The organism is Clostridium sp. JN-9 (assembly GCF_004103695.1).
Lineage (GTDB): Bacteria > Bacillota > Clostridia > Clostridiales > Clostridiaceae > JN-9.
Map to the genome: position 1 here is coordinate 1,886,438 of NZ_CP035280.1, position 19,352 is coordinate 1,905,789.

19 protein-coding genes and 1 pseudogene are annotated in these 19,352 nt (G+C 31.3%); 9 read left to right on the forward strand and 11 right to left on the reverse strand.

What is annotated here, in order from left to right; genetic code table 11:
• Nucleotides 1-55: 55 nt before the first annotated feature.
• Nucleotides 56-1,501 (reverse strand): NAD(P)/FAD-dependent oxidoreductase, encoded by a 1,446-nt coding sequence (locus EQM05_RS09065; RefSeq protein ID WP_128749743.1) that lies wholly within the window; start codon nucleotides 1,499-1,501, stop codon nucleotides 56-58.
• A gap of 127 nt (nucleotides 1,502-1,628) precedes the next feature.
• Here EQM05_RS09065 and EQM05_RS09070 point away from each other — a divergent pair, with 127 nt between their 5' ends.
• Nucleotides 1,629-2,312 (forward strand): TraX family protein, encoded by a 684-nt coding sequence (locus tag EQM05_RS09070; protein ID WP_128749744.1) that lies wholly within the window; start codon nucleotides 1,629-1,631, stop codon nucleotides 2,310-2,312.
• Between the two features lies 1 nt (nucleotide 2,313).
• Here EQM05_RS09070 and EQM05_RS09075 read toward each other — a convergent pair whose 3' ends face one another.
• The 9 genes from EQM05_RS09075 to EQM05_RS09115 form a co-directional block, all read right to left on the reverse strand.
• Nucleotides 2,314-4,506 carry a DNA topoisomerase III gene (locus EQM05_RS09075; protein WP_128749745.1) on the reverse strand — a complete coding sequence of 731 codons (2,193 nt, stop codon included), beginning with the start codon at nucleotides 4,504-4,506 and terminating at the stop codon, nucleotides 2,314-2,316.
• Nucleotides 4,507-4,525: 19 nt separating this feature from the next.
• Nucleotides 4,526-4,759, reverse strand: coding sequence for a DUF2164 domain-containing protein (locus tag EQM05_RS09080; protein WP_128749746.1), 234 nt, complete (start codon nucleotides 4,757-4,759; stop codon nucleotides 4,526-4,528).
• Nucleotides 4,760-4,768: 9 nt separating this feature from the next.
• The gene (locus tag EQM05_RS09085; protein ID WP_128749747.1) at nucleotides 4,769-5,155 is read right to left on the reverse strand and encodes a VOC family protein; all 387 of its coding nucleotides are present in this window, start codon (nucleotides 5,153-5,155) and stop codon (nucleotides 4,769-4,771) included.
• Nucleotides 5,156-5,235: 80 nt separating this feature from the next.
• The gene (locus EQM05_RS09090; RefSeq protein ID WP_128749748.1) at nucleotides 5,236-5,979 is read right to left on the reverse strand and encodes an ABC transporter permease; all 744 of its coding nucleotides are present in this window, start codon (nucleotides 5,977-5,979) and stop codon (nucleotides 5,236-5,238) included.
• Nucleotides 5,963-6,742 carry an ABC transporter ATP-binding protein gene (locus EQM05_RS09095; RefSeq protein WP_128749749.1) on the reverse strand — a complete coding sequence of 260 codons (780 nt, stop codon included), beginning with the start codon at nucleotides 6,740-6,742 and terminating at the stop codon, nucleotides 5,963-5,965. Before EQM05_RS09095 ends, EQM05_RS09090 begins: the two co-directional genes overlap by 17 nt.
• 16 nt (nucleotides 6,743-6,758) lie before the next feature.
• Nucleotides 6,759-7,331 carry a flavin prenyltransferase UbiX gene (locus EQM05_RS09100; RefSeq protein ID WP_128749750.1) on the reverse strand — a complete coding sequence of 191 codons (573 nt, stop codon included), beginning with the start codon at nucleotides 7,329-7,331 and terminating at the stop codon, nucleotides 6,759-6,761.
• Between the two features lie 5 nt (nucleotides 7,332-7,336).
• On the reverse strand, nucleotides 7,337-8,197 hold the full coding sequence (locus EQM05_RS09105) for a UbiA-like polyprenyltransferase (protein WP_128749751.1): 861 nt from the start codon (nucleotides 8,195-8,197) through the stop codon (nucleotides 7,337-7,339).
• A complete protein-coding gene (locus tag EQM05_RS09110) occupies nucleotides 8,178-9,629 on the reverse strand; it encodes a menaquinone biosynthesis decarboxylase (RefSeq protein ID WP_128749752.1) in 1,452 nt (483 codons plus the stop codon). Before EQM05_RS09110 ends, EQM05_RS09105 begins: the two co-directional genes overlap by 20 nt.
• Nucleotides 9,630-9,729: 100 nt before the next feature.
• Nucleotides 9,730-10,581, reverse strand: a complete 852-nt coding sequence (locus EQM05_RS09115; protein ID WP_128749753.1) for an FMN-binding protein — start codon at nucleotides 10,579-10,581, stop codon at nucleotides 9,730-9,732.
• A 321-nt stretch (nucleotides 10,582-10,902) separates the two neighbouring features.
• Here EQM05_RS09115 and EQM05_RS09120 point away from each other — a divergent pair, with 321 nt between their 5' ends.
• The 4 genes from EQM05_RS09120 (at nucleotide 10,903) to EQM05_RS09135 (ending at nucleotide 14,699) form a co-directional block, all read left to right on the forward strand.
• On the forward strand, nucleotides 10,903-12,714 hold the full coding sequence (locus EQM05_RS09120) for an FAD-dependent oxidoreductase (protein ID WP_128749754.1): 1,812 nt from the start codon (nucleotides 10,903-10,905) through the stop codon (nucleotides 12,712-12,714).
• Between the two features lie 88 nt (nucleotides 12,715-12,802).
• Complete coding sequence (locus EQM05_RS09125; RefSeq protein ID WP_128749755.1) at nucleotides 12,803-13,183, forward strand: NusG domain II-containing protein; 381 nt, start codon at nucleotides 12,803-12,805, stop codon at nucleotides 13,181-13,183.
• Nucleotides 13,184-13,195: 12 nt separating this feature from the next.
• A complete protein-coding gene (locus EQM05_RS09130) occupies nucleotides 13,196-13,714 on the forward strand; it encodes a Gx transporter family protein (RefSeq protein ID WP_128749756.1) in 519 nt (172 codons plus the stop codon).
• A 19-nt stretch (nucleotides 13,715-13,733) separates the two neighbouring features.
• On the forward strand, nucleotides 13,734-14,699 hold the full coding sequence (locus EQM05_RS09135; RefSeq protein WP_128749757.1) for a polyprenyl synthetase family protein: 966 nt from the start codon (nucleotides 13,734-13,736) through the stop codon (nucleotides 14,697-14,699).
• Between the two features lie 219 nt (nucleotides 14,700-14,918).
• On the opposite strand, the gene EQM05_RS09140 is transcribed toward EQM05_RS09135, so the two are convergent.
• On the reverse strand, nucleotides 14,919-15,809 hold the full coding sequence (locus EQM05_RS09140) for a LysR family transcriptional regulator (RefSeq protein WP_128749758.1): 891 nt from the start codon (nucleotides 15,807-15,809) through the stop codon (nucleotides 14,919-14,921).
• 157 nt (nucleotides 15,810-15,966) lie between these two features.
• Here EQM05_RS09140 and EQM05_RS09145 point away from each other — a divergent pair, with 157 nt between their 5' ends.
• The 4 genes and pseudogenes from EQM05_RS09145 (at nucleotide 15,967) to EQM05_RS09160 (ending at nucleotide 19,323) form a co-directional block, all read left to right on the forward strand.
• The gene (locus EQM05_RS09145) at nucleotides 15,967-17,061 is read left to right on the forward strand and encodes a hypothetical protein (RefSeq protein ID WP_128749759.1); all 1,095 of its coding nucleotides are present in this window, start codon (nucleotides 15,967-15,969) and stop codon (nucleotides 17,059-17,061) included.
• A gap of 99 nt (nucleotides 17,062-17,160) precedes the next feature.
• Nucleotides 17,161-17,313 (forward strand): annotated as a pseudogene (locus EQM05_RS09150) (helix-turn-helix domain-containing protein); the annotation flags it as partial.
• Nucleotides 17,314-17,345: 32 nt separating this feature from the next.
• On the forward strand, nucleotides 17,346-18,518 hold the full coding sequence (locus EQM05_RS09155; protein ID WP_205694128.1) for an RNA-guided endonuclease TnpB family protein: 1,173 nt from the start codon (nucleotides 17,346-17,348) through the stop codon (nucleotides 18,516-18,518).
• A 160-nt stretch (nucleotides 18,519-18,678) separates the two neighbouring features.
• Nucleotides 18,679-19,323, forward strand: a complete 645-nt coding sequence (locus EQM05_RS09160; RefSeq protein ID WP_128749760.1) for a response regulator — start codon at nucleotides 18,679-18,681, stop codon at nucleotides 19,321-19,323.
• The last annotated feature ends 29 nt before the right edge of the window (nucleotides 19,324-19,352 follow it).

The following is a 19,352-nucleotide window of genomic DNA, read 5'->3' on the forward strand; positions in this document are numbered from 1 at the left end:
AGATAAAAGTTTATGCTTTGAGCTTTTTAGCTAAGCATAAACTTTTGTATATTGATTAATGATTCAACTTTCTGTATTCCTTTCTTTCTACCCTTTTAGGCAGTATAGAAGAACCTGGCCCTCTTTTAGTAACTTCATCTTCAGCAATGCCTAATTCTCTGGCTATAAGTGCTCTTACCCTTGGCTGACAGAAGTTACCCTGACACTGCCCCATACCTGCTCTTGTTCTTCTTTTTATGGCATCAATTGATTTTACATATATTCCTCTGTGAAGTGCATCTACAATTTCTGCTTCAGTTACAGTCTCACATCTGCAGATAATATGTTTTTCAGGTATTTGAGAATTTATATCTCCTTTAAAATTTTTATCCTTTTTAACTATAATAGGCTTCCTATATGGATCAAAATTATCATTTTTTATTAATTCAAGCCCTGAATTTTTTAATATATCTACTACCATTTTTGCAATGGCTGGTGATGATGTTAAGCCTGGAGAGTCAATACCAGCTACATTTATAAATCCCTTTACCTCAGTTTCTTCTATAATGAAGTCCTTTCTGGTATTTGTTGGTCTTACCCCTGCAAATGATGTTATTGCATGGCTTAAGTTAAATCCTTTTATGGACTTTTCTGCTGCAGCTAAAATATACCTTAGTGTTTCTTCATCAGTTGTTACATCATCTTTTTCAGCAACCTGCTGAGCATCAGGACCAAGCATTAAATTGCCATGATAAGTAGTTGTAACAAGAATACCCTTTCCTTTTTTAGTTGGAACCTGAAACACAACACTATTAACTAAATAGGACTGATCCTTACTGAATAAAATATATTCTCCTCTTCTTGGTATTATCTTAAAATTTGAAACCCCAGCCATTTCAGAAACTTCATCACTTCTTACTCCTGCTGCATTTATTAAATATTTAGTTTCAAATAATCCATTATTTGTTTTAACTTTAAAAATGCTGCCTTGTTTTTCAATGCCGGTAGCCTCTGTGTTAAGCCTTAAGTCAACTCCATTTTTAACTGCATTTTCTGCAAGGGCAATTACAAATTCATAGGGAGATGTTACCCCTGCATTTTTACAGTATAAAGCATACTTAACATCTTTATTAATATATGGTTCCATTTCAATAACTTTTTCTCTGCCTATTATCTCCATGCCTTCCACTCCATTTGCCAGGCCATATTCATAAAGTTTTTTTAGATGTGCTTTATCTTCTTCTGAAAAACCAATAACCAGAGAACCAGTTTGTCTATATCCAAAGTTTAATTCCTTATCTAATTGCTCGTACATTCTATTTCCTTTGACACATAGCTTTGCCTTTAAAGTGCCTGGCTCATCGTCATATCCTCCATGTACAATCCCGCTGTTTGCTTTAGATGCGCCATTGCTCACATCATCTGACTTATCAATAATGCAGACCTTCAATTTATATTTTGACAGTTCCCTTGCGATATTAGTACCAACAACTCCAGCACCAATAATTAAAACATCATACATTATAACCCTCCCGTATTCCCTTTTATAATAGTATTTTAACTAAATTATACCATATTATATCCAAATCTTTAAAGATTTTTAAAAGAATAGTACATAATAATAGTATTATATTTTAAGGAGACTATTTATGGATTCATTTAAGTTAAAACTGTTAGCTTGTTTATTTATGTTTATAGATCATGCGGGTTTTATTTTATTTCCTAAAATGATTATTTTAAGATTAATAGGAAGAATGGCATTTCCTCTATTTGCCTGGTTTATAAGTGAAGGATATATACATACAGGGAATTTTAAAAAGTATATACTAAGGTTATCTATATTTGCTATAGCTTTAGAATCTCCATTTATACTATTTAGTTCTTACTTTCAGTCGGCAGGAATAGATACTTTGAATATTTTCTTCACACTTTCTTTAGGGCTTTTAAGTATTTATGCTTATGATAAAGCCGAAAACAATTTGTCAAAAGTACTTTTTCCTGCAATAATAGCATTATCAGCTCAACTTATTAAAGCAGATTATGGATTTTATGGTGTAATAACTATTTTATTATTTTATATATTTAATAATAATTTCTTCAAAACTGCATTATATCAAATTATATTTAATTTAATTTATGCTGGAGCATTAATTTCTTATAATCTTATAAATAACACAGCCATTGATTCATTTGTAATTTTACAGATGTATTCTCTATTTTCACTATTATTTATAAAATTATATAATAAAAAACAGGGTAAAAAGATGAAATACTTTTTCTACATCTTTTACCCTGCACATATTATACTTTTATATTTAATCAGTGAATTATAGCCTATTTCAGCTTCAGCTTAGCTAGTGCATCTGCCAGAGCTGAATTCATTGGAGCATCATTTTCTTTATTAATTTTATTTATATATCTGTTTACTTCTCTTTTGTTAAGCTTACCATCATTTTCTTTAAATCTTTTATTAAATGATGAAAGCTTTTCCCTAAAGGTACAATTTGTGCATACATATATTTGTCCTGCACCCTCACCTCTTAATTCCATTTTTTTATGGCATTCAGGACATCTTACATTAGTGAACCTGCTTAAATTTTCTCTATGTCCGCATTGTCTGTCCTGACATATCAGCATTTTACCATTTTTACTGCTGACCTCCAGCATATATTTCCCGCATACCGGGCATTTCTTTCCAGTTATATTGTCATGAACAAATTTTTCATTGCTCTTTTTTACATCATCAACTATCTTAACAGCATATGACCTCATATTATTAACAAAAGTACCTCCATTGAGTCTTCCCTTACTTATTAACTCTAGCTCTTTCTCCCATTTTGCTGTTAAAAGAGGTGATTTTAAATCCTCAGGTACTAATTCAATGAGCTGCTTTCCCTTAGAAGTTGGAAATATTTCTTTGCCTCTTTTTTCTATATAAAATGTATTATAAAGCTTTTCTATTATGTCAGCTCTTGTTGCAACTGTTCCAAGTCCCCCTGTTTCACCTAAAGTTTTTGAACTTTCTTTATCCATCGCCACAAACTTTTGTGGATTTTCCATGGCAGTAAGTAAAGTACCCTCATTAAACCTAGCAGGTGGTTTTGTTTGAGATTTATTTTTCTTTACAGAAATTAATTTTATGATATCACCTTTTTTAATTGCTGGAAGCATTTGCTCTTTAATATTATCATTTCCTTCATCACTGTCTTCCATATGCTCTCTATCATAAAGTGATCTCCAGCCATTTGATTTAACTACTTTACCCCTGGCAGTAAATACCTCACCTTCAGCCTCTGCTTTTACAGTTATCTGCATATACTCAAAAGGATCCATGAGTACACTTAAAAATCTCTTTATTACTAATTCATAAATATGTCTTTCTTCAATATTTAGATTTGAAATATTAATACTTTCCTCAGTTGGAATTATGGCATGATGATCTGATACTTTACTATCATCTACAAAATTTTTGCTTGGCTTAATTTTATTTCTTAATATTTCTGCAGTAAATCTGCTGTACTGACCAAAGGATACTGCCTTTAATCTTTCAGGTAAAGTGCTGATTACATCCCTTGATATGTATCTTGAATCTGTTCTTGGGTATGTAAGTACTTTATAGTTTTCATATAATCTCTGCATTATTGAAAGAGTCTGCTTTGCAGAATACCCATATAATCTGTTGGCATCCCTTTGTAATTCAGTTAAATCGTAAAGTGCAGGTGAATATCTTTTCTTTTCACTTTCAGTAACCTGGGATATTGTAATATTGTGATTACTTACTTTATTAACAACCTGATCTGCTGTTTCTTCATTAAAAGTACTGCTTTTGCCCTGTTTATCCTGCCACTGAAGTGAAAATTCTTTGGTATAAGCTGTAACACTATAGTAGTCTCTTGGCTTAAATCTTTTAATTTGATCTTCCCTTTCAACAATCATAGCTAATGTAGGTGTCTGCACTCTTCCTGCAGAAAGCTGAGCATTGTGCTTACATGTTAATGCCCTTGTTACATTTAATCCCACAAGCCAGTCTGCCTCAGAACGGCACTGAGCTGACAGGAAAAGATTATCATAATCCTTTGAAGGCTTAAGATTTGCAAATCCCTCATGGATAGCCCTATCCGTTTGAGAGGATATCCAAAGTCTTTTAGTAGGTTTTCTAAAGTGAGCCTTTTCAATAATCCATCTTGCAACTAATTCACCTTCACGTCCTGCATCAGTTGCAATAATAAGCTCATCAATATCCTTTCGTCCAAGCAGAGCTTTTACAGCTGCAAACTGTTTAGATGTCTGCTTAATTACAACCAGCTTCATTGATTTTGGAAGCATAGGCAGATCTTCCATTTTCCAGTTCTTATATTTTTCATCATATACATCAGGATCTGCTAATGTAACTAAGTGGCCAAGTGCCCAGGTAACTATGTATTTGCTTCCAATTAAGCACCCGTTACCCTTTTGATTACATTTTAAAACTTTTGCTAAATCTCTTCCTACAGAAGGTTTTTCGGCTAAAACTAAAATTTTTCCCATTTATTTTCTCCTTTAAATGCTATTTTTCAAGTCCGTACATGTCTTCCACTCTGTCATTCATATATGCTATGGCATCCCTTATACCCTTATTATAAAATGCAGGGCCTATATTTTCAGTAATATATTTTAATAATATAGATGCAGCTAAATCACCTATTTCTTCCTGCCTCTCCTGCATAAAATATTCCTTAATTTCTGAAATAAGGGCCTGTTTTGTTTCCTTGTCTAATTCAATTAAATTTTTATTTCTCATAATGTACCTCTATTTTTCATATAATTCTATTGGTAAATTATCAGGATCGTTAAAAAAAACAAATTTCTTACCAGTTATTTCATCAAATCTAACGGCTTCCACGGTTATATTCCTGCTTTTTAATTCGTCCACAGTGCTTTCAATATTATCAACCTCAAAAGCCAAATGTCTTAAACCACAAGCTTCAGGATAACTTAGCCTTTTCGGTGCATTGGGAAATGAAAATAATTCCACTTGATAATTATCAGCAACTGATAAATCTAATTTGTAGGAGTGCCTTTCTTTCCTATAAGTTTCCTTTATTACCTTAAGGCCTAATATATTTGTGTAAAAATCCTTAGACTTATTGTAATCAGAGCAAATGATGGCTATATGATGGATTTTATTTAATTTCACTATATACCTCCTTTAGAATACTAAATATATACTTCAATTTTTTATTTTATATCAAAAGTCAAAATAAATCCAATTTTAATCTAATGTTTCCATTTACATATTAAACTTTCCGCTGTGTCAACGGCTGCAAATAAGAGCATGCCAAGTATACTTAGTATAACTATACCACTATACATATCCAGGTAATTTACTCTCATCCATGCATCCATTATATAATACCCCATGCCATACTCCGTTCCATAGGTTTCAGTAAAGAACAGCACTGAAATTGCAGTACCCAGTGAAATTCTGATAGTTGTAAGGATTTCTGAAGCAATGTTTGGCATAATTATATTATTAAATATCTGAAATCTGCTGGCACCAAGTGAAATTAAACAATTATATGTTTCATTTGGAATTGACTTTACAGCGTCCCTTGTTGAAATAATTATCTGGAAAACCACTATGAGGAAAATCATAGTTATTTTTGATAATTCACCTAATCCCAGCAGCAGCATTACAACTGGCAGCAATGCTATTTTAGGTACTGGATATGTAAAATAAACTATTGGGCTTAAGACTTTCTCAATAGCTTTATATCTTGCCATTATTAAGCCAATGGACATTCCTATAATTAAAGCAATACATACTCCTGAAAAAACTCTGAACAAGCTGTAAGCAATATGAATAAACATTGCAGAATAAAAGTTAGTTATTATATTGGCATATACTTTTAAAGGATTCTGAATAACTGGAAGCATAACTAACTTAGCTATTATATACCATAAAATATTTACTATAATAAATCCATAAAAAAAGTTTTTAATTTTAGCTTTGATTTTCATTGTTCATTCCTCTTTTTAATGTACTTCTTATTTTGCCTGCAATTTTGTAATATTTTTCATTTTCCATTACATTTTCCATGCAGAATAATGGATTTTCAACATTTTCAATTATGGTTCCAGGTGAAGAACTCATTATAATTATATGCTTTCCAAGGTACAAGGCCTCTTCAACACTATGAGTAATAAACACCGTTGTTATCTTATATTTCTTCCATATATTTAGAAATAAATTTTGAAGGTTTTCCCTTGTTATTGCATCCAATGCAGAAAATGGTTCATCCATAAGTAATATGTCTGGCTTCAGGACTAATGCCCTGGCTATTGCAGCTCTTTGCTTCTGCCCTCCGCTTATTTCCCCTGGATACCTGTTTTTCAGATGCTGAATATTAAGTTCATTCATAATCTTTTCAGCATAGAGCTCATCTTCATGAATGTCCCTGCTTTTGTCCTGGCTGCATTTAATTTTAGCACCTAAAATAATATTATTATAAACTGTTTTCCATGGAAGCAATCCATAATTCTGCTGAACTAATCCTATAATCTGTTTCCTTACGTCTATTTCACCATTTCCTAGTAGAACACTGCCCCTATAATCCTTTATAATGCCCGAAAGCACATGAAGCAATGTGGATTTGACGCAGCCTGAAGGGCCTATAAATACATAAATGTCCCCTTTTTTAATAGAGATATTTATGTTATTAAGTGCAGTAACCTCATTGTTCCTATCATTGTATTTAACTGTTAAATTTTTAATTTCAATCATTAAATCACTCTCTTTTTTATCCCCATCTTTTAAATAAATCATTGTCTATTTCAAGTTCATCCAGTATTCTTCCTACAATAAAATTAACAATGTCTTCAATGGATTCTGGCCTATTGTAAAATCCAGGCATTGCAGGAAGTATTGTTACCCCGGCTTTGCTTAAATTTAACATATTATTTAGATGTATTGTACTTAATGGTGTTTCCCTTGGTACAATAATTAACTTTCTTTTTTCTTTAATGCACACATCTGCAGCTCTGCAAAGTAAATTATTAGAAATACCATTGGATATCTCAGCTAGTGTTGCCATTGAGCATGGTACGATTACCATTGCCGATGTTTTAAATGATCCGCTTGCAATTGGTGAAAATAAATCTTCTATATTATGAAGCTTTAAATTTATATGGTCCTTTTTTAGTTCATTAACTATAGTTTCATAGTTTTTTTCCATCTCATATTCCATGACTTTTTTCCCATTTTCAGTGCATACCATATGAACTTCAATTTGTCTTTTTAAAAGCTGTTTTACAAGTGTAATTCCATAGATGCTTCCACTGGCACCTGTAACTCCTACAATAATTTTTCTCATATATATCACCTCAGAATTAAAATATCAGATACGCTGAAAATTAGAAAAGCAACACTTACTAATTCATTAATATTATAAGATGCAATCTTTGCATTCTTTAAATTATCTGAAGAAACCATTTTGTGCTCTGCTATTAATAAAATACATATTATAACTAAGCCTATTGCATAAAGCCAGCTCATTTTTTCAATAAAGTATATAGAAATTAATAGTATTGCTGAAATAAAGTGAAATAAAGCAGATATTTTTAAAGCATTTTCTACTCCAAAATAAGCGGGGATTGAGTAAAGCCCATTTTTCCTATCAAATTCAGCATCCTGAGCCCCATAAATAATATCGAATCCAGAAACCCAAAGTGCATCAGCAGCTCCTAAGATTAAGCATGTCCAAGAAATATTACCGGCAACTGCTATCCATGCTCCTACAGGAGCTGCCGCACATGTAATTCCCAAAATAATGTGACATGCCCATGTGAATCTTTTGGTATATGAATATCCAATCAAAAGGATTAATGCTAAAGGCAGAAGCTTAAAGCATAATGGATTCAGCATATAAGCTGCAACTGATAAAAGCATGAAACATAATACTACAAAGATTATGACCTCTGCCTTATTCATAAGTCCTTGTGGAAGCTGTCTGTCAGCAGTTCTTGGATTCTTTGCATCTATATTCATATCTATTACTCTGTTTAATGCATTTGCTCCTGTTCTGGCGCCTATAAAGGCCATAATTATCCAGAATATTGTCTTTGCACCAGGCAGTCCATTTGCAGCTAATAACATAGAGAATAAAGCAAATGAAAATGAAAAAATAGTATGAGAAAACATTACAAGCTTTCCATAATCCTTAATCTTCTGTAAAACCATATTCCTGCCACCTCCTGTTAACCATTTCCTTTATATCCTCACTCATTTCAATATCATTTGGCCATGGTCTGGTATGTCCTTCAGATGCCCATTTTTTTGTTGCATCTATTCCCATTCTATAGCCATAGTATGGAAGATCAGAAGCATGATCTAATGCATCTAAGGGTCCTTCTGAAATAACCACATCTCTTTTAGCATCAATATTATTAAATACCTTCCATGCCACTGTTGACAAATCATGTACATTAATTTGCTCATCTACTACAATAATCATTTTGGTATACATCATTTGTCCAATACCCCATAAAGAGTTCATTATTTTTTTAGCATGACCAGGGTATCTTTTTTTAATGGATACAATAACACAATTGTGGAAAACACCTTCTAATGGGAAATTAATATCTATTATTTCAGGGAACTCCATTTTAATTAATGGAAGAAAAATTCTTTCTGTAGCTTTTCCCAAATAACAATCCTCCATTGGAGGTTTACCTACTACTGTAGCAGGATAAATGGCATTTTTTTTATGAGTTATGGCAGTTAAATGAAATACAGGATACATATCTGCTAATGAATAATAACCTGTATGATCTCCAAAGGGCCCTTCAAGTCTTAAATCTTCATTAACATCAACATATCCTTCTAATATAAATTCCGCATTTGCAGGTACATATATGTCATTTGTCTTACATTTTACAATTGGAAGAGGAGAGTTTCTTAGAAAGCCTGAAAAAAGCATTTCATCTATCATCTTAGGAAGAGGTGCAGTTGCAGAATAAATAGTTGCAGGATCGCTTCCAAGTGCAACAGATACAGGCATTCTTCCACCAGATTTTTTATATTTATCATATATTTCTCTTCCATCTTTATGTAAATGCCAGTGCATTCCAGTGGTTTTATTATCATATACCTGCAGCCTGTACATACCCATATTCTGCATTCCCGTTTCAGGATCTCTTGTTATTACTAATGGTAATGTTATAAATTTCCCTCCATCTTCAGGCCAGCATTTTAAAATTGGTAATGTGCTTAAGTCAGGGTCCTCTTCAATAATTTCCTGACATGGTGCTTTATCAACCTTTCTTGGAAAAATAAGAGCCAGTTTTGCAAGCTTTGGTACTGATTTTACCTTATTTATTAAGCCTATATAATGTGACATCTCCATAAAATCACTTATTTTTTCAGCTATATCATCTAAATTATTTACCTGCAGGGCTAAGTCTAATCTGTCATAGCTTCCAAAGGTATTAATGAGTACAGGGTATTTTGAATTTTTCACATTTTGAAATAACAATGCAGGTCCATTTGCCTTAGATATTCTGTCAGTTATTTCTGTAATTTCTAATTCAGCATCAACTTCAGCATCTATATATTTTATCATTTTATTTTCATCAAGTTTATTTATAAAATCTCTCAAATCTTTATATGCCATAAAAAATGCTCCTTATCTTTACATACTTTTCATTAAAAACATATAGGGGTAATTTGTATAAAATACGAAATTACCCCTATTAATATTTAATTTGTATCTATTATTTTGCAGGCTTTGGTAAATCAAGTAATGCAGTTTCTGTTTTTCCTTGTGCAGCATTATCAAGTGCGCTTGCTGCTAAACTTTTGAAATCAGCAAGTGATTCTGTTGCTCCTGTTAATGTTGCTGGAGCTTCACCAATATTCTGTTTTTCAGGTAATACTTTACTTAACATATCTGAATATTCTACAGGTCCTATTTTAGTTACCTTCTTCATGGATTCTTCGTATCCTGCATCCTGAGTTTTAAGCTTTCCATCCTTATTCACAGCATCAAATTTTGATGATGCTATTGAACCGTCTTTTATAACAACCTCAAATTGTTCTTTCCAGCCATGGCTGTCAAAATCTTTGTATTCAGCTTTATAAGTGCCATCTTTATATAGTCTTACAACAGCATCTTTTGTATCTCCCTTAGCTGAATTATCAAGAGCTGCTGTGCTTAATTTCTTAAAGTTATTTGAAGATTCTGTTGCTCCTGTAACTGCCTCAACCTTTGATATATCCTGCTTTTCTACTAATGCTTTATCAAGAGTTACTGTATATTCAGCAGGACCAACCTTATTTACTTTTTTCATAGCTGTTTCATAGCCAGTATTTTTTGATTTAAGTTTTCCATCCTTATCTACATAATCAAAATTAACAGTAGCTATTTTACCGTCTTTAACATCGATTGATACCTGAGCCTTCCATCCATGTCCATCGAATTTATCATATGCTGCTTTATATGTACCATCTTTATATTTTCCTGCTGTAGTTGATGTTTGTGTGGTTGATTTAGAGCCACAGCCGCTTAGTATTGTAAATGTTAATGTAGCAGCTGCCACCATTGCTAAAATACGCTTTCTATTCATATTTCTTCCCCCTAATATATAAATATATTGACACTAATAAAGTTAAGGTGTTATTAATTTAACTTTATTAAATGTTTACAAAACTATTATATATCATATTTATCATTATCTGCCATAACAATAAGTTATACTGCATTCTATTTTTAAATATAGATAAAGTACTATAATTCCCTGAGAAGCCACGCAACGGCTTAATTTGCCTTGAAAATTATTTTCATATTTATTCAATTAATTAATAGTATAATTTTTTAACATAGTAGACATTTTGTTAAAAAATATATAAAATCATTATGAACAATAGTAAATTTAAGGGGTGGTACTATGCCAAAAAAAACGCAAATCGTAATTTTAGGCGCTGGCTACGGTGGAGTCCATGCAGCCAAGAAATTAGCCAAAAGGTATAAGAAGGATGATAATATTGAAATCACATTGATAGATAGAAATCCTTATCATACTTTGATGACTTCGCTTCATGAAATTGCTGGAGGCAGAGTTGATACTGACGCAGTAAAGGTTGATTTAAGAAAAATATTTAATAAAACTAAGGTAGATGTAGTTACTGAAGATATAGTAAAGGTTGATGTTAAAAACAATGTTCTTAAATCAGAATATGGAGAATATCATTTTGACTATTTAATAGTTGGAACTGGTAGTGAACCAGCCTTCTTTGGCGTGCCTGGTGTAAAAGAAAATGGTTTTTCATTATGGTCACTTGAAGATGCAGTTAAAATCCATGATCATATTGAAGATATGTTTAAAAAAGCCAGTAGAGAAAGAAACGAAAAGAAAAGAAAGGCAATGCTTACATTTATAGTAGCCGGCGGTGGATTTACAGGAATCGAAACTGTTGGTGAAATTATGGAGTGGAAAACAACTTTAAGCAGAGATTATAATGTAGATGAATCTGAAGTTAGATTAATGGTTGTTGAGGCACTTCCTTCAATATTAAATATGCTAGACAAGCCTTCAGTTGAAAAAGCAGAAAATTATATGAAGAAAAAGAATATTGAATTGCATAAAAATTCGCCAATTATTCAAGTAGACCCTGATTTCATAAAGCTAAAGGATGGTACTGAAATTCCTACTAATACACTTATATGGACATGCGGAGTACAAGGTAATGAAGAAGCTGCATCAATTGGAGTGGATATGGGTAAAAGAGGCAGATTGCAGGCTAATGAATATATGCAGTCTACTTCAAATGAAAATGTATATATAGTTGGCGATATTGCCTATTATGAAGAAAAAAATTCCAAAGGTATTCCTCAGATTGTTGAAACAGCTATGCAGACAGCAGATACAATAGTTGATAACATATCTGCAGATATGGAGCATAAAGAAAAAGTTAAATTCAAGTCAAATTATCACGGCTTTATGGTATCAATTGGAGGAAGATATGGAGTTGCCCATGTTGGCGGTATGAAACTTACAGGTTTCTTTGCTATGGCAATGAAGCACCTTGTTGATATGCACTATTTATTTGGAATAGGCGGTTTTAATTTAATTTTTAAATATCTAAATCATGAATTTTTCTCAATAAAAGAAAAGCGTTCAATTATGGGGGGACATTTAGCAGCTAAGTCCTCAACTTTATGGCTTGTTGTATTAAGGCTCTTCGTAGGAATTATGTGGTTAATAGAAGGTATTGGAAAAATACAACAGGGATGGTTAAAAGCCGATCATATTTATATAGTAAAAACTGCTGCAGCTTCAGGAGCTTCAGAAGCAGCAAGCAATACTGCCCAGCAGGCAGCTGCCCAGGCAGTTCCTTTACTTAGTCAGCCGCCAGAATTCTTTAATTCATTTATGAACACCTTTGTTGCTCCATATGCTCACTTCTTCCAGGTTTGTGTTGTACTTGGTGAAGTTGCTTTAGGGCTGGCACTTATTGGAGGGTTCCTGACTTTCTTATGCTCATTGGCATCAATTTTCTTATGTATAAACTTTATATTATCGGCTATGGCTGGTAAAGAGATACTTTGGTATATATTTGCATCAATTACACTTATGGGCGGTTCAGGAAGAGCATTTGGACTTGATTATTATATCCAGCCGGCCATATCTAAATGGTGGAATAATTTAAGACGTGGAAAACAGGTTCCAATTTATAAACAAAATTCAATTGGTATGTAATAATAACCTTACAAAGATTTTCTGCTTTTGTGGAAAATCTTTGTTATAATTATTTATTTTTTATAAATATTGAAAAGCAGGTATTTATATGAAAAAGTGGGACTTAATAATAATAGTATTTTTAATAGTTATTTCTCTTATCCCTGGAGGATTTATTTTATTAAACAAGAATAAACATTATGATCAGACATACGCAGAAATAATGGTATCAGGAAAACTTTATAAAAAAGTAAGTCTTAGCAGTCATAAAGGTAATGAAACCTTTCAAATTAAAACAGATTTAGGATATAATACAATTAAAGTTGAAAACAATAGTATATCCATTATAGATGCAGATTGCAGGGACAAGACATGCATAAAGGAAGGAACTATTAGTATACCTGGGCAGACTATTGCCTGCCTGCCTCATAAATTGGTAGTTCAGATTAAAGGCAGCAATAAGTCAAATGTAGATATAATTGCAAATTAATGAGGTGATCATATGAAAAGCACAAAGAAAATGGTTTATATTTCTTTATTGGTATCCCAGGCACTAGTGCTGTATATTATTGAATCCATGCTGCCTGTTCCCTTTATTGCTCCAGGTGCAAAGCTTGGCCTGCCTAATTTAATTACTGTTATCGGACTTTATACTTTATCATATGGGGACACATTTTTAATTGTAATATTAAGAGTAATATTATCAACATTATTTGCTGGAACAATGACCAGTTTTTTATATAGCATAAGCGGTGCTGTTTTAAGCTTTATAATAATGTGTATTGTAAAAAAAATAGGATCAGACAAAGTCAGTATTATTGGAGTAAGTGCAGCTGGTGCAGTTTTTCACAATGTTGGTCAAATTATTGTAGCAGCTTTAGTAATACAAAATATTAATATTGCTCTGTATCTGCCAATACTTAATATTACAGGTATCGCTACTGGAATATTCATAGGAATAACTGCAAACTATGCTGTTACTTATGTTAAAAGGATTCCATATTTAAATAATATTAAATAAAATTTAGAAGGATGGTTAAATGGACAAGTTTTGGGATGAATATCCAACAATAAAAAATGATTTAAATTATGTAGTTAAAATTATGGAAAAAAACGTTAAATGCAGAGATAAAGTTATTGAAAATTCAATTTTGGATTTAATATATTCAGGAGGCAAATTGTTAAGGCCTGCCTTTGTTCTTATAGCTTCTCGTTTTGGCGAGGAAAACAGAGAAAAAGCCTGCTCATTAGCTGCAGTTATAGAAATGTTACATATGGCAACCCTTGTTCATGATGACATAATAGATGATTCTAAACTAAGGAGAGGAAATGAGACAATACAATCAAGATATGGTAAGGACTATGCAGTTTATATAGGTGATTTTTTATTTGGTGTGTGCTTTAAACTGCTATCAGAAAATTCATCTTTAAAACAGATTAATATTGACAGCAACTCCATGTCAAGAATATGCCTGGGGGAAGTAAATCAGCTTAACTCCAGATTTAATTTGAATTTATCTGTTAAATCATACTTAAATAGAATATCTGCAAAGACTGCTGAACTTTTCTCACTTAGCTTTTATACTGGTGCTTCTATGGCAAATTGCAGTGAAAAACTTTCAAGACAGCTTTGGCACATTGGTCACAATATTGGAATGGCATTTCAAATCATAGATGATGTCCTTGATTATTCCTCCAGCAATGCTGTTTTAGGTAAGTCCACTGCCAATGATTTAAAACAAGGTATCTTTACATTACCTATAATTTATGCAATTGCAGCTGATAAAAATGCCTTTAATGGTTTATTGGAAAAGCATTACTTCTCTGACAAGGATATAAATTCCATAATCAATATAGTTAAAAGCTCAGGAAGTATTTATGAATGTAATAAACTAGCCTCCAAATATTCAAATAAAGCTTTCAATCTAATTGAGAAACTTCCTAAAGGTGACAACAGTGAAATGTTAGACAGCATAGTTAAAAAGCTGCTTGTTAGAAAATACTAAGTTTTAAAAGGAGCCTTGCATTAGCAGTTAAAACTGCTGATGTAAGGCTCCTTTTAAAACTAAAGATTAAAGATTAAAGAACAAAGAATGTGGATTTTCTGCAAAGAAAAACTACCTTATTTAATCTTTGTTATTTAATCTTTGTTCTTTTGATAAAGAGCCATAGGTGTTTATCTAACAGTATCAAATAAGGATAGAACTACACTAAAAAATAAAGATTTAGTCCATAGCTGCTTTACAAAGCTGCTTAAAAGCTACCACAAAGTTTTTTATTTTTTTACTAGGCTGTTTTTTGTAAATAAGATAAATATTGTACTCCATATTTAAATTTTCAACAAATGTCTCTTTTAAAATATCATTTTTTATTTCTTCTTTCACAGCCATATAAGGCAGGATAGCTACACCTTGTCCCTTTTTTAATGAATATTTAATGGATTCCACTGAATCTACAGTAAAAACTACATTTAAATCTTTATAACTCCTGTTAATTTCTCTTAATTTAGCACTTACAACATGTATTATACCCGGATTACCACTTAACATAAGCATAGGATAATTAAAGATATCCTCCAATTTTATCTTTTCAGGCATGTTCATGTCAAAACTGCTTACTAAACAAAACTTATCACAGCTCAGTTTATAATGCACTATTGATTTATTTTCAGGTAATCTGTAAACAATTCCTACGTCACTGACATCCTGGAGAACATTTTCTTCAATCTTTTCACAGTCGTTAGAAGTTATCTGAAAGCTGTAATCTTTGAACTTTTTTTTCATTTCATAAACTATGGATGGCATAACATATGCTGCCATTGACCAGCAAGCATCTATTTTAACCACATTATCATTTAAAATATAACTTTGCAGAACTTCACCTAACCGGACATAATTTTTCAGAATATTTTCTGAATATTTTAATGTTATTTTTCCAGCTTCAGTAAGTTCTACGCCTCTATTGCTTCTATCCATGAGTTTAACTCCTAAGGAGTCCTCCAGCTTTTGAATCTGCTTACTTAAGGCTGATTGAGAAATATGAGATTTTAAAGCCACCTTAGAAATGCTTTTCTCATGTGCCACATCATAAAAGTATTTAAAGTATTCCAGTTGCATTTTATATCCTCTCTTCCCTTTTCCATAAATATATATACTATTATAGCATATGCTCCCTTCATTAGTACATAAGATGAGAATAACTTTCACTTACAAAACACTTATGCTGCATAATTACTTAATTTTGTAGTATAATGTTTATATAGGGGGGTTTGTTATGAATGAAAAAATTCTTATAATTACGGATAATTATAGAAAAATCAACTTTTCTTCTCTGCTAAGTCTGTACTCAACTGACTTTATTAATCCTGATCAATTAAATTCTCTTAGGATATTAAACTATGATGCTGCTATAATTGATTTTAAAGAACCAGCTAAAAATATAGAGACCTCCAATATCCTCCGCTCAATAAATTCCTGGCTTCCTATATTAGTAATTACTGACTTTGCCTTTCCTGATGAATATCTGGATTTTATGAATATTCATGGTTATGGACAGATAAAAATGCTTATCTGGAGAGAAAACTATCCAGAGGAAATTATAAAATATATTCAATGTCTTATTCATCCTGGATATGCAGATGCAAAATCTGAAATAGCTTTAGTATTACCAATATACGATGCAAAATCACAGTATAATAATTTATTATCATTAATTGAAAATGTTAATATCCTAATTGAAAAAAGTTTAAATAATATTTATATTTATTTAGTGAATATTAATTGTGAAAATAACATTGAAAATTTAATAAATAAGATTGAAAAGAATACAGCCTTAAATAATGACACAATTAAATCACAAATAAAATTAGTTTACAGAAAAGCATGCAACTATCTGGATGCCCTGCGTTCCATTGATTCTCAAATAATGATACTTATAGATACTTATAAACAATATAATATTTCTGATATATCTAAAATAGTAAACATTTTAAAACTGGGTTACTTTGATATGATTATAGGGTCAAATTCAAAATCAGATGAATATTTAAAAAATAATATTAATATTATGGAAAAGCCGCTAATCAATTCCCTGCTTCCTGAAGGAATAACATACTTAGAAAATGGCTTAATTGGTATGAGTGCCACAGCTTCAAATTATATACTGTCACTTTTAAAGCAGGATACCGGTACCCCAATTGACCTGGAGTTATTATATATATCAAAGCTTTTGAAATTCAGGGTGCTCCAGATTCAAATTGACTTTATTCAAAAGGAGAACATAGTACCTATAAAGACAAATTCTTTATCCCTTATTAAAAGTATTAGAAGACTTAAAGGATTAAAAGTAAGTAAATTTAAAAGTGCTTAAATTTATGTTTAAGGAGAAATAAAATAGTTTATAAACTTATATGCAAGTATATTCAGACATGTTATAATATAATCACCAAAAAAGGAGTGACTATATTTGATTAAGAACTATAAGCCTAAAGAATTTGCTAAATTATTAAATGTATCAGTTTTAACACTACAACCATGGGATAACGCAGGAAAATTAAAAACATTTAGAACACCAACAAATAGGCGGTTTTATACTTATGAACAGTATAAAGAGTTTATGGGTATAACATCTTCTGGAAATAAAGATAAAGGAAGATGAAGAAGTTGAAAAAAGCATACAAAACAGAGATTAAACCAACAGAAGAACAGATAACTAAAATTCATCGAACAATTGGTGTAAGCAGGTTCATATATAACTTTTATGTTTCACATAATAAGGAAGTTTACGAAAGAGAAAAGAAATTTGTAAGTGGCATGGATTTTTCGAGGTGGCTTAACAATGAGTATATTCCTAGCAATATAGATAAACTTTGGATTAAAGGAGTATCTTCCAAAGCTACTAAACAAGCTATTATGAATGGAGAAAAAGCTTTTAAAAAGTTTTTTAATGGTAAATCTGGTTTCCCAAAGTTTAAGAAAAAGAAAAACCAAGATGTTAAAGCCTACTTTCCTAAAAACAATAAAACAGATTGGACTATTGAAAGGCATAGAATTAAAATACCAACTTTAGGTTGGGTTAGACTCAAGGAATACGGCTATATACCAGCTAATGGCAGAATAACAAGTGGAACAGTAAGTCAAAAAGCTGATAGATATTATGTTTCTGTATTAGTTGATGAAGATATTCAAGTAAACAATAAGCCCCATTCAGAAGGAATAGGTATAGACCTTGGGCTAAAGGATTTTGCAATTTGCAGTAATGGAATAACTAAGAAGAATATTAATAAAACTAAAACAGTTAAAAAAGCAGAAAAGAAACTAAAACGTGAGCAAAGAAAGCTTTCAAGGAAATATGAAAGTTTAAAATTAAGAAATAAAAAAGAGAAAGGGGAAGCTGCTCGTCAAAATATCCAAAAACAAATAGTCAAGGTACAAAAACTTCATCAAAAACTTACAAATATTAGAACTGATTATATTAATAAAACAGTAAGTGAGTTAATAAAGCAAAAACCAAGCTTTATAACAATAGAGGATTTAAATACAAAAGGAATGATGAAGAACCGTCATTTAGCAAAGGCAGTTGCACAACAAAAGTTTTATGAATTTAGAATTAAACTTATTTCAAAAGCAAAACAAAATAATATAGAAATAAGAGTAGTTGATAGATTTTATCCAAGTAGTAAAACTTGCAGCTGCTGCGGAAATATTAAAAAGGATTTAAAACTATCAGATAGGGTGTATAAATGTGTTAATTGCAATACTTCTATTGATAGAGATTTAAATGCTTCAATCAATTTAGCTAATGCTAAAGAATATAAGATAGCTTAATTAAACAAGCGCTTATATGTGTACCGAAGGCTATTTCGGGAATTTACGCTTGTGGAGTGCTATACAAACTGTAGTAGCTTAGGCAAGGCAGAGTACAATGAAGTAGGAATTTTCTCAGTATGGATACATTTGACCATATTTTGAGTAGCAGGGTACATCTATGACTGAACAAAAAGATATTTTATTTGTTGATGATGACAGCTATATCCTTAATCAGTTAAATATAATGTTTAAAAATAGTGATTACAATGTGCATTTTGCCAAAGCAGCAGATGAGGCTTTGGACATTCTTATTCATGATAAGATTGATGTAATAGCATCAGATATGATATTGCCGGATAAAAGCGGTCTTGATTTAATAAAAATTGTTAAGAATAAATATCCATATATAGTCAGAATATTTCTTGTTGAAATAAATCAGATTTCTTCCACATTAGATTTCATTAATAATGGTGACATTTACAGGTTTATTGAAAAGCCATTGAAAAATGCAGATCAGATAATTTCAACTATAAAAAATGCTGTACTTTATGCTGATTTTCTTAAAAGCAAACCAGTTAATGATAGTAGTTCGGATAGTATAACCATTTCACTTGAAGCAGTAAAAGATATAATTGATTTATACAAAAGGCAATATTTTATAGTAAAAAACAATAATTTAATAGTATTAGTATCATCATGCCTTGACAGTAAAATGAAAGTTAATTCTTTCCTTGATGAATATGATATTAATTTTAATTTATATCATAAGAGAATGTTAGATCAGAATAATACTTTATATATTAGAAGATCACAATATATTTAAATTCATACATCCACATAATTCCTCCACAA

Bases quoted from the DNA above. Each gene is read 5' to 3' on its own strand.
- EQM05_RS09070 (WP_128749744.1), top strand. From the start codon at position 1,629: ATGGATTCATTTAAGTTAAAACTGTTAGCTTGTTTATTTATGTTTATA.
- EQM05_RS09135 (WP_128749757.1), top strand. From the start codon at position 13,734: ATGGACAAGTTTTGGGATGAATATCCAACAATAAAAAATGATTTAAAT.
- EQM05_RS09065 (WP_128749743.1), bottom strand. From the start codon at position 1,501: ATGTATGATGTTTTAATTATTGGTGCTGGAGTTGTTGGTACTAATATC.
- EQM05_RS09160 (WP_128749760.1), top strand. From the start codon at position 18,679: ATGACTGAACAAAAAGATATTTTATTTGTTGATGATGACAGCTATATC.
- EQM05_RS09130 (WP_128749756.1), top strand. From the start codon at position 13,196: ATGAAAAGCACAAAGAAAATGGTTTATATTTCTTTATTGGTATCCCAG.
- EQM05_RS09080 (WP_128749746.1), bottom strand. From the start codon at position 4,759: ATGAGAAATAAAAATTTAATTGAATTAGACAAGGAAACAAAACAGGCC.
- EQM05_RS09125 (WP_128749755.1), top strand. From the start codon at position 12,803: ATGAAAAAGTGGGACTTAATAATAATAGTATTTTTAATAGTTATTTCT.
- EQM05_RS09110 (WP_128749752.1), bottom strand. From the start codon at position 9,629: ATGGCATATAAAGATTTGAGAGATTTTATAAATAAACTTGATGAAAAT.
- EQM05_RS09155 (WP_205694128.1), top strand. From the start codon at position 17,346: ATGAAGAAGTTGAAAAAAGCATACAAAACAGAGATTAAACCAACAGAA.
- EQM05_RS09140 (WP_128749758.1), bottom strand. From the start codon at position 15,809: ATGCAACTGGAATACTTTAAATACTTTTATGATGTGGCACATGAGAAA.
- EQM05_RS09095 (WP_128749749.1), bottom strand. From the start codon at position 6,742: ATGATTGAAATTAAAAATTTAACAGTTAAATACAATGATAGGAACAAT.
- EQM05_RS09145 (WP_128749759.1), top strand. From the start codon at position 15,967: ATGAATGAAAAAATTCTTATAATTACGGATAATTATAGAAAAATCAAC.
- EQM05_RS09100 (WP_128749750.1), bottom strand. From the start codon at position 7,331: ATGAGAAAAATTATTGTAGGAGTTACAGGTGCCAGTGGAAGCATCTAT.
- EQM05_RS09075 (WP_128749745.1), bottom strand. From the start codon at position 4,506: ATGGGAAAAATTTTAGTTTTAGCCGAAAAACCTTCTGTAGGAAGAGAT.
- EQM05_RS09115 (WP_128749753.1), bottom strand. From the start codon at position 10,581: ATGAATAGAAAGCGTATTTTAGCAATGGTGGCAGCTGCTACATTAACA.
- EQM05_RS09120 (WP_128749754.1), top strand. From the start codon at position 10,903: ATGCCAAAAAAAACGCAAATCGTAATTTTAGGCGCTGGCTACGGTGGA.
- EQM05_RS09105 (WP_128749751.1), bottom strand. From the start codon at position 8,197: ATGGTTTTACAGAAGATTAAGGATTATGGAAAGCTTGTAATGTTTTCT.
- EQM05_RS09090 (WP_128749748.1), bottom strand. From the start codon at position 5,979: ATGAAAATCAAAGCTAAAATTAAAAACTTTTTTTATGGATTTATTATA.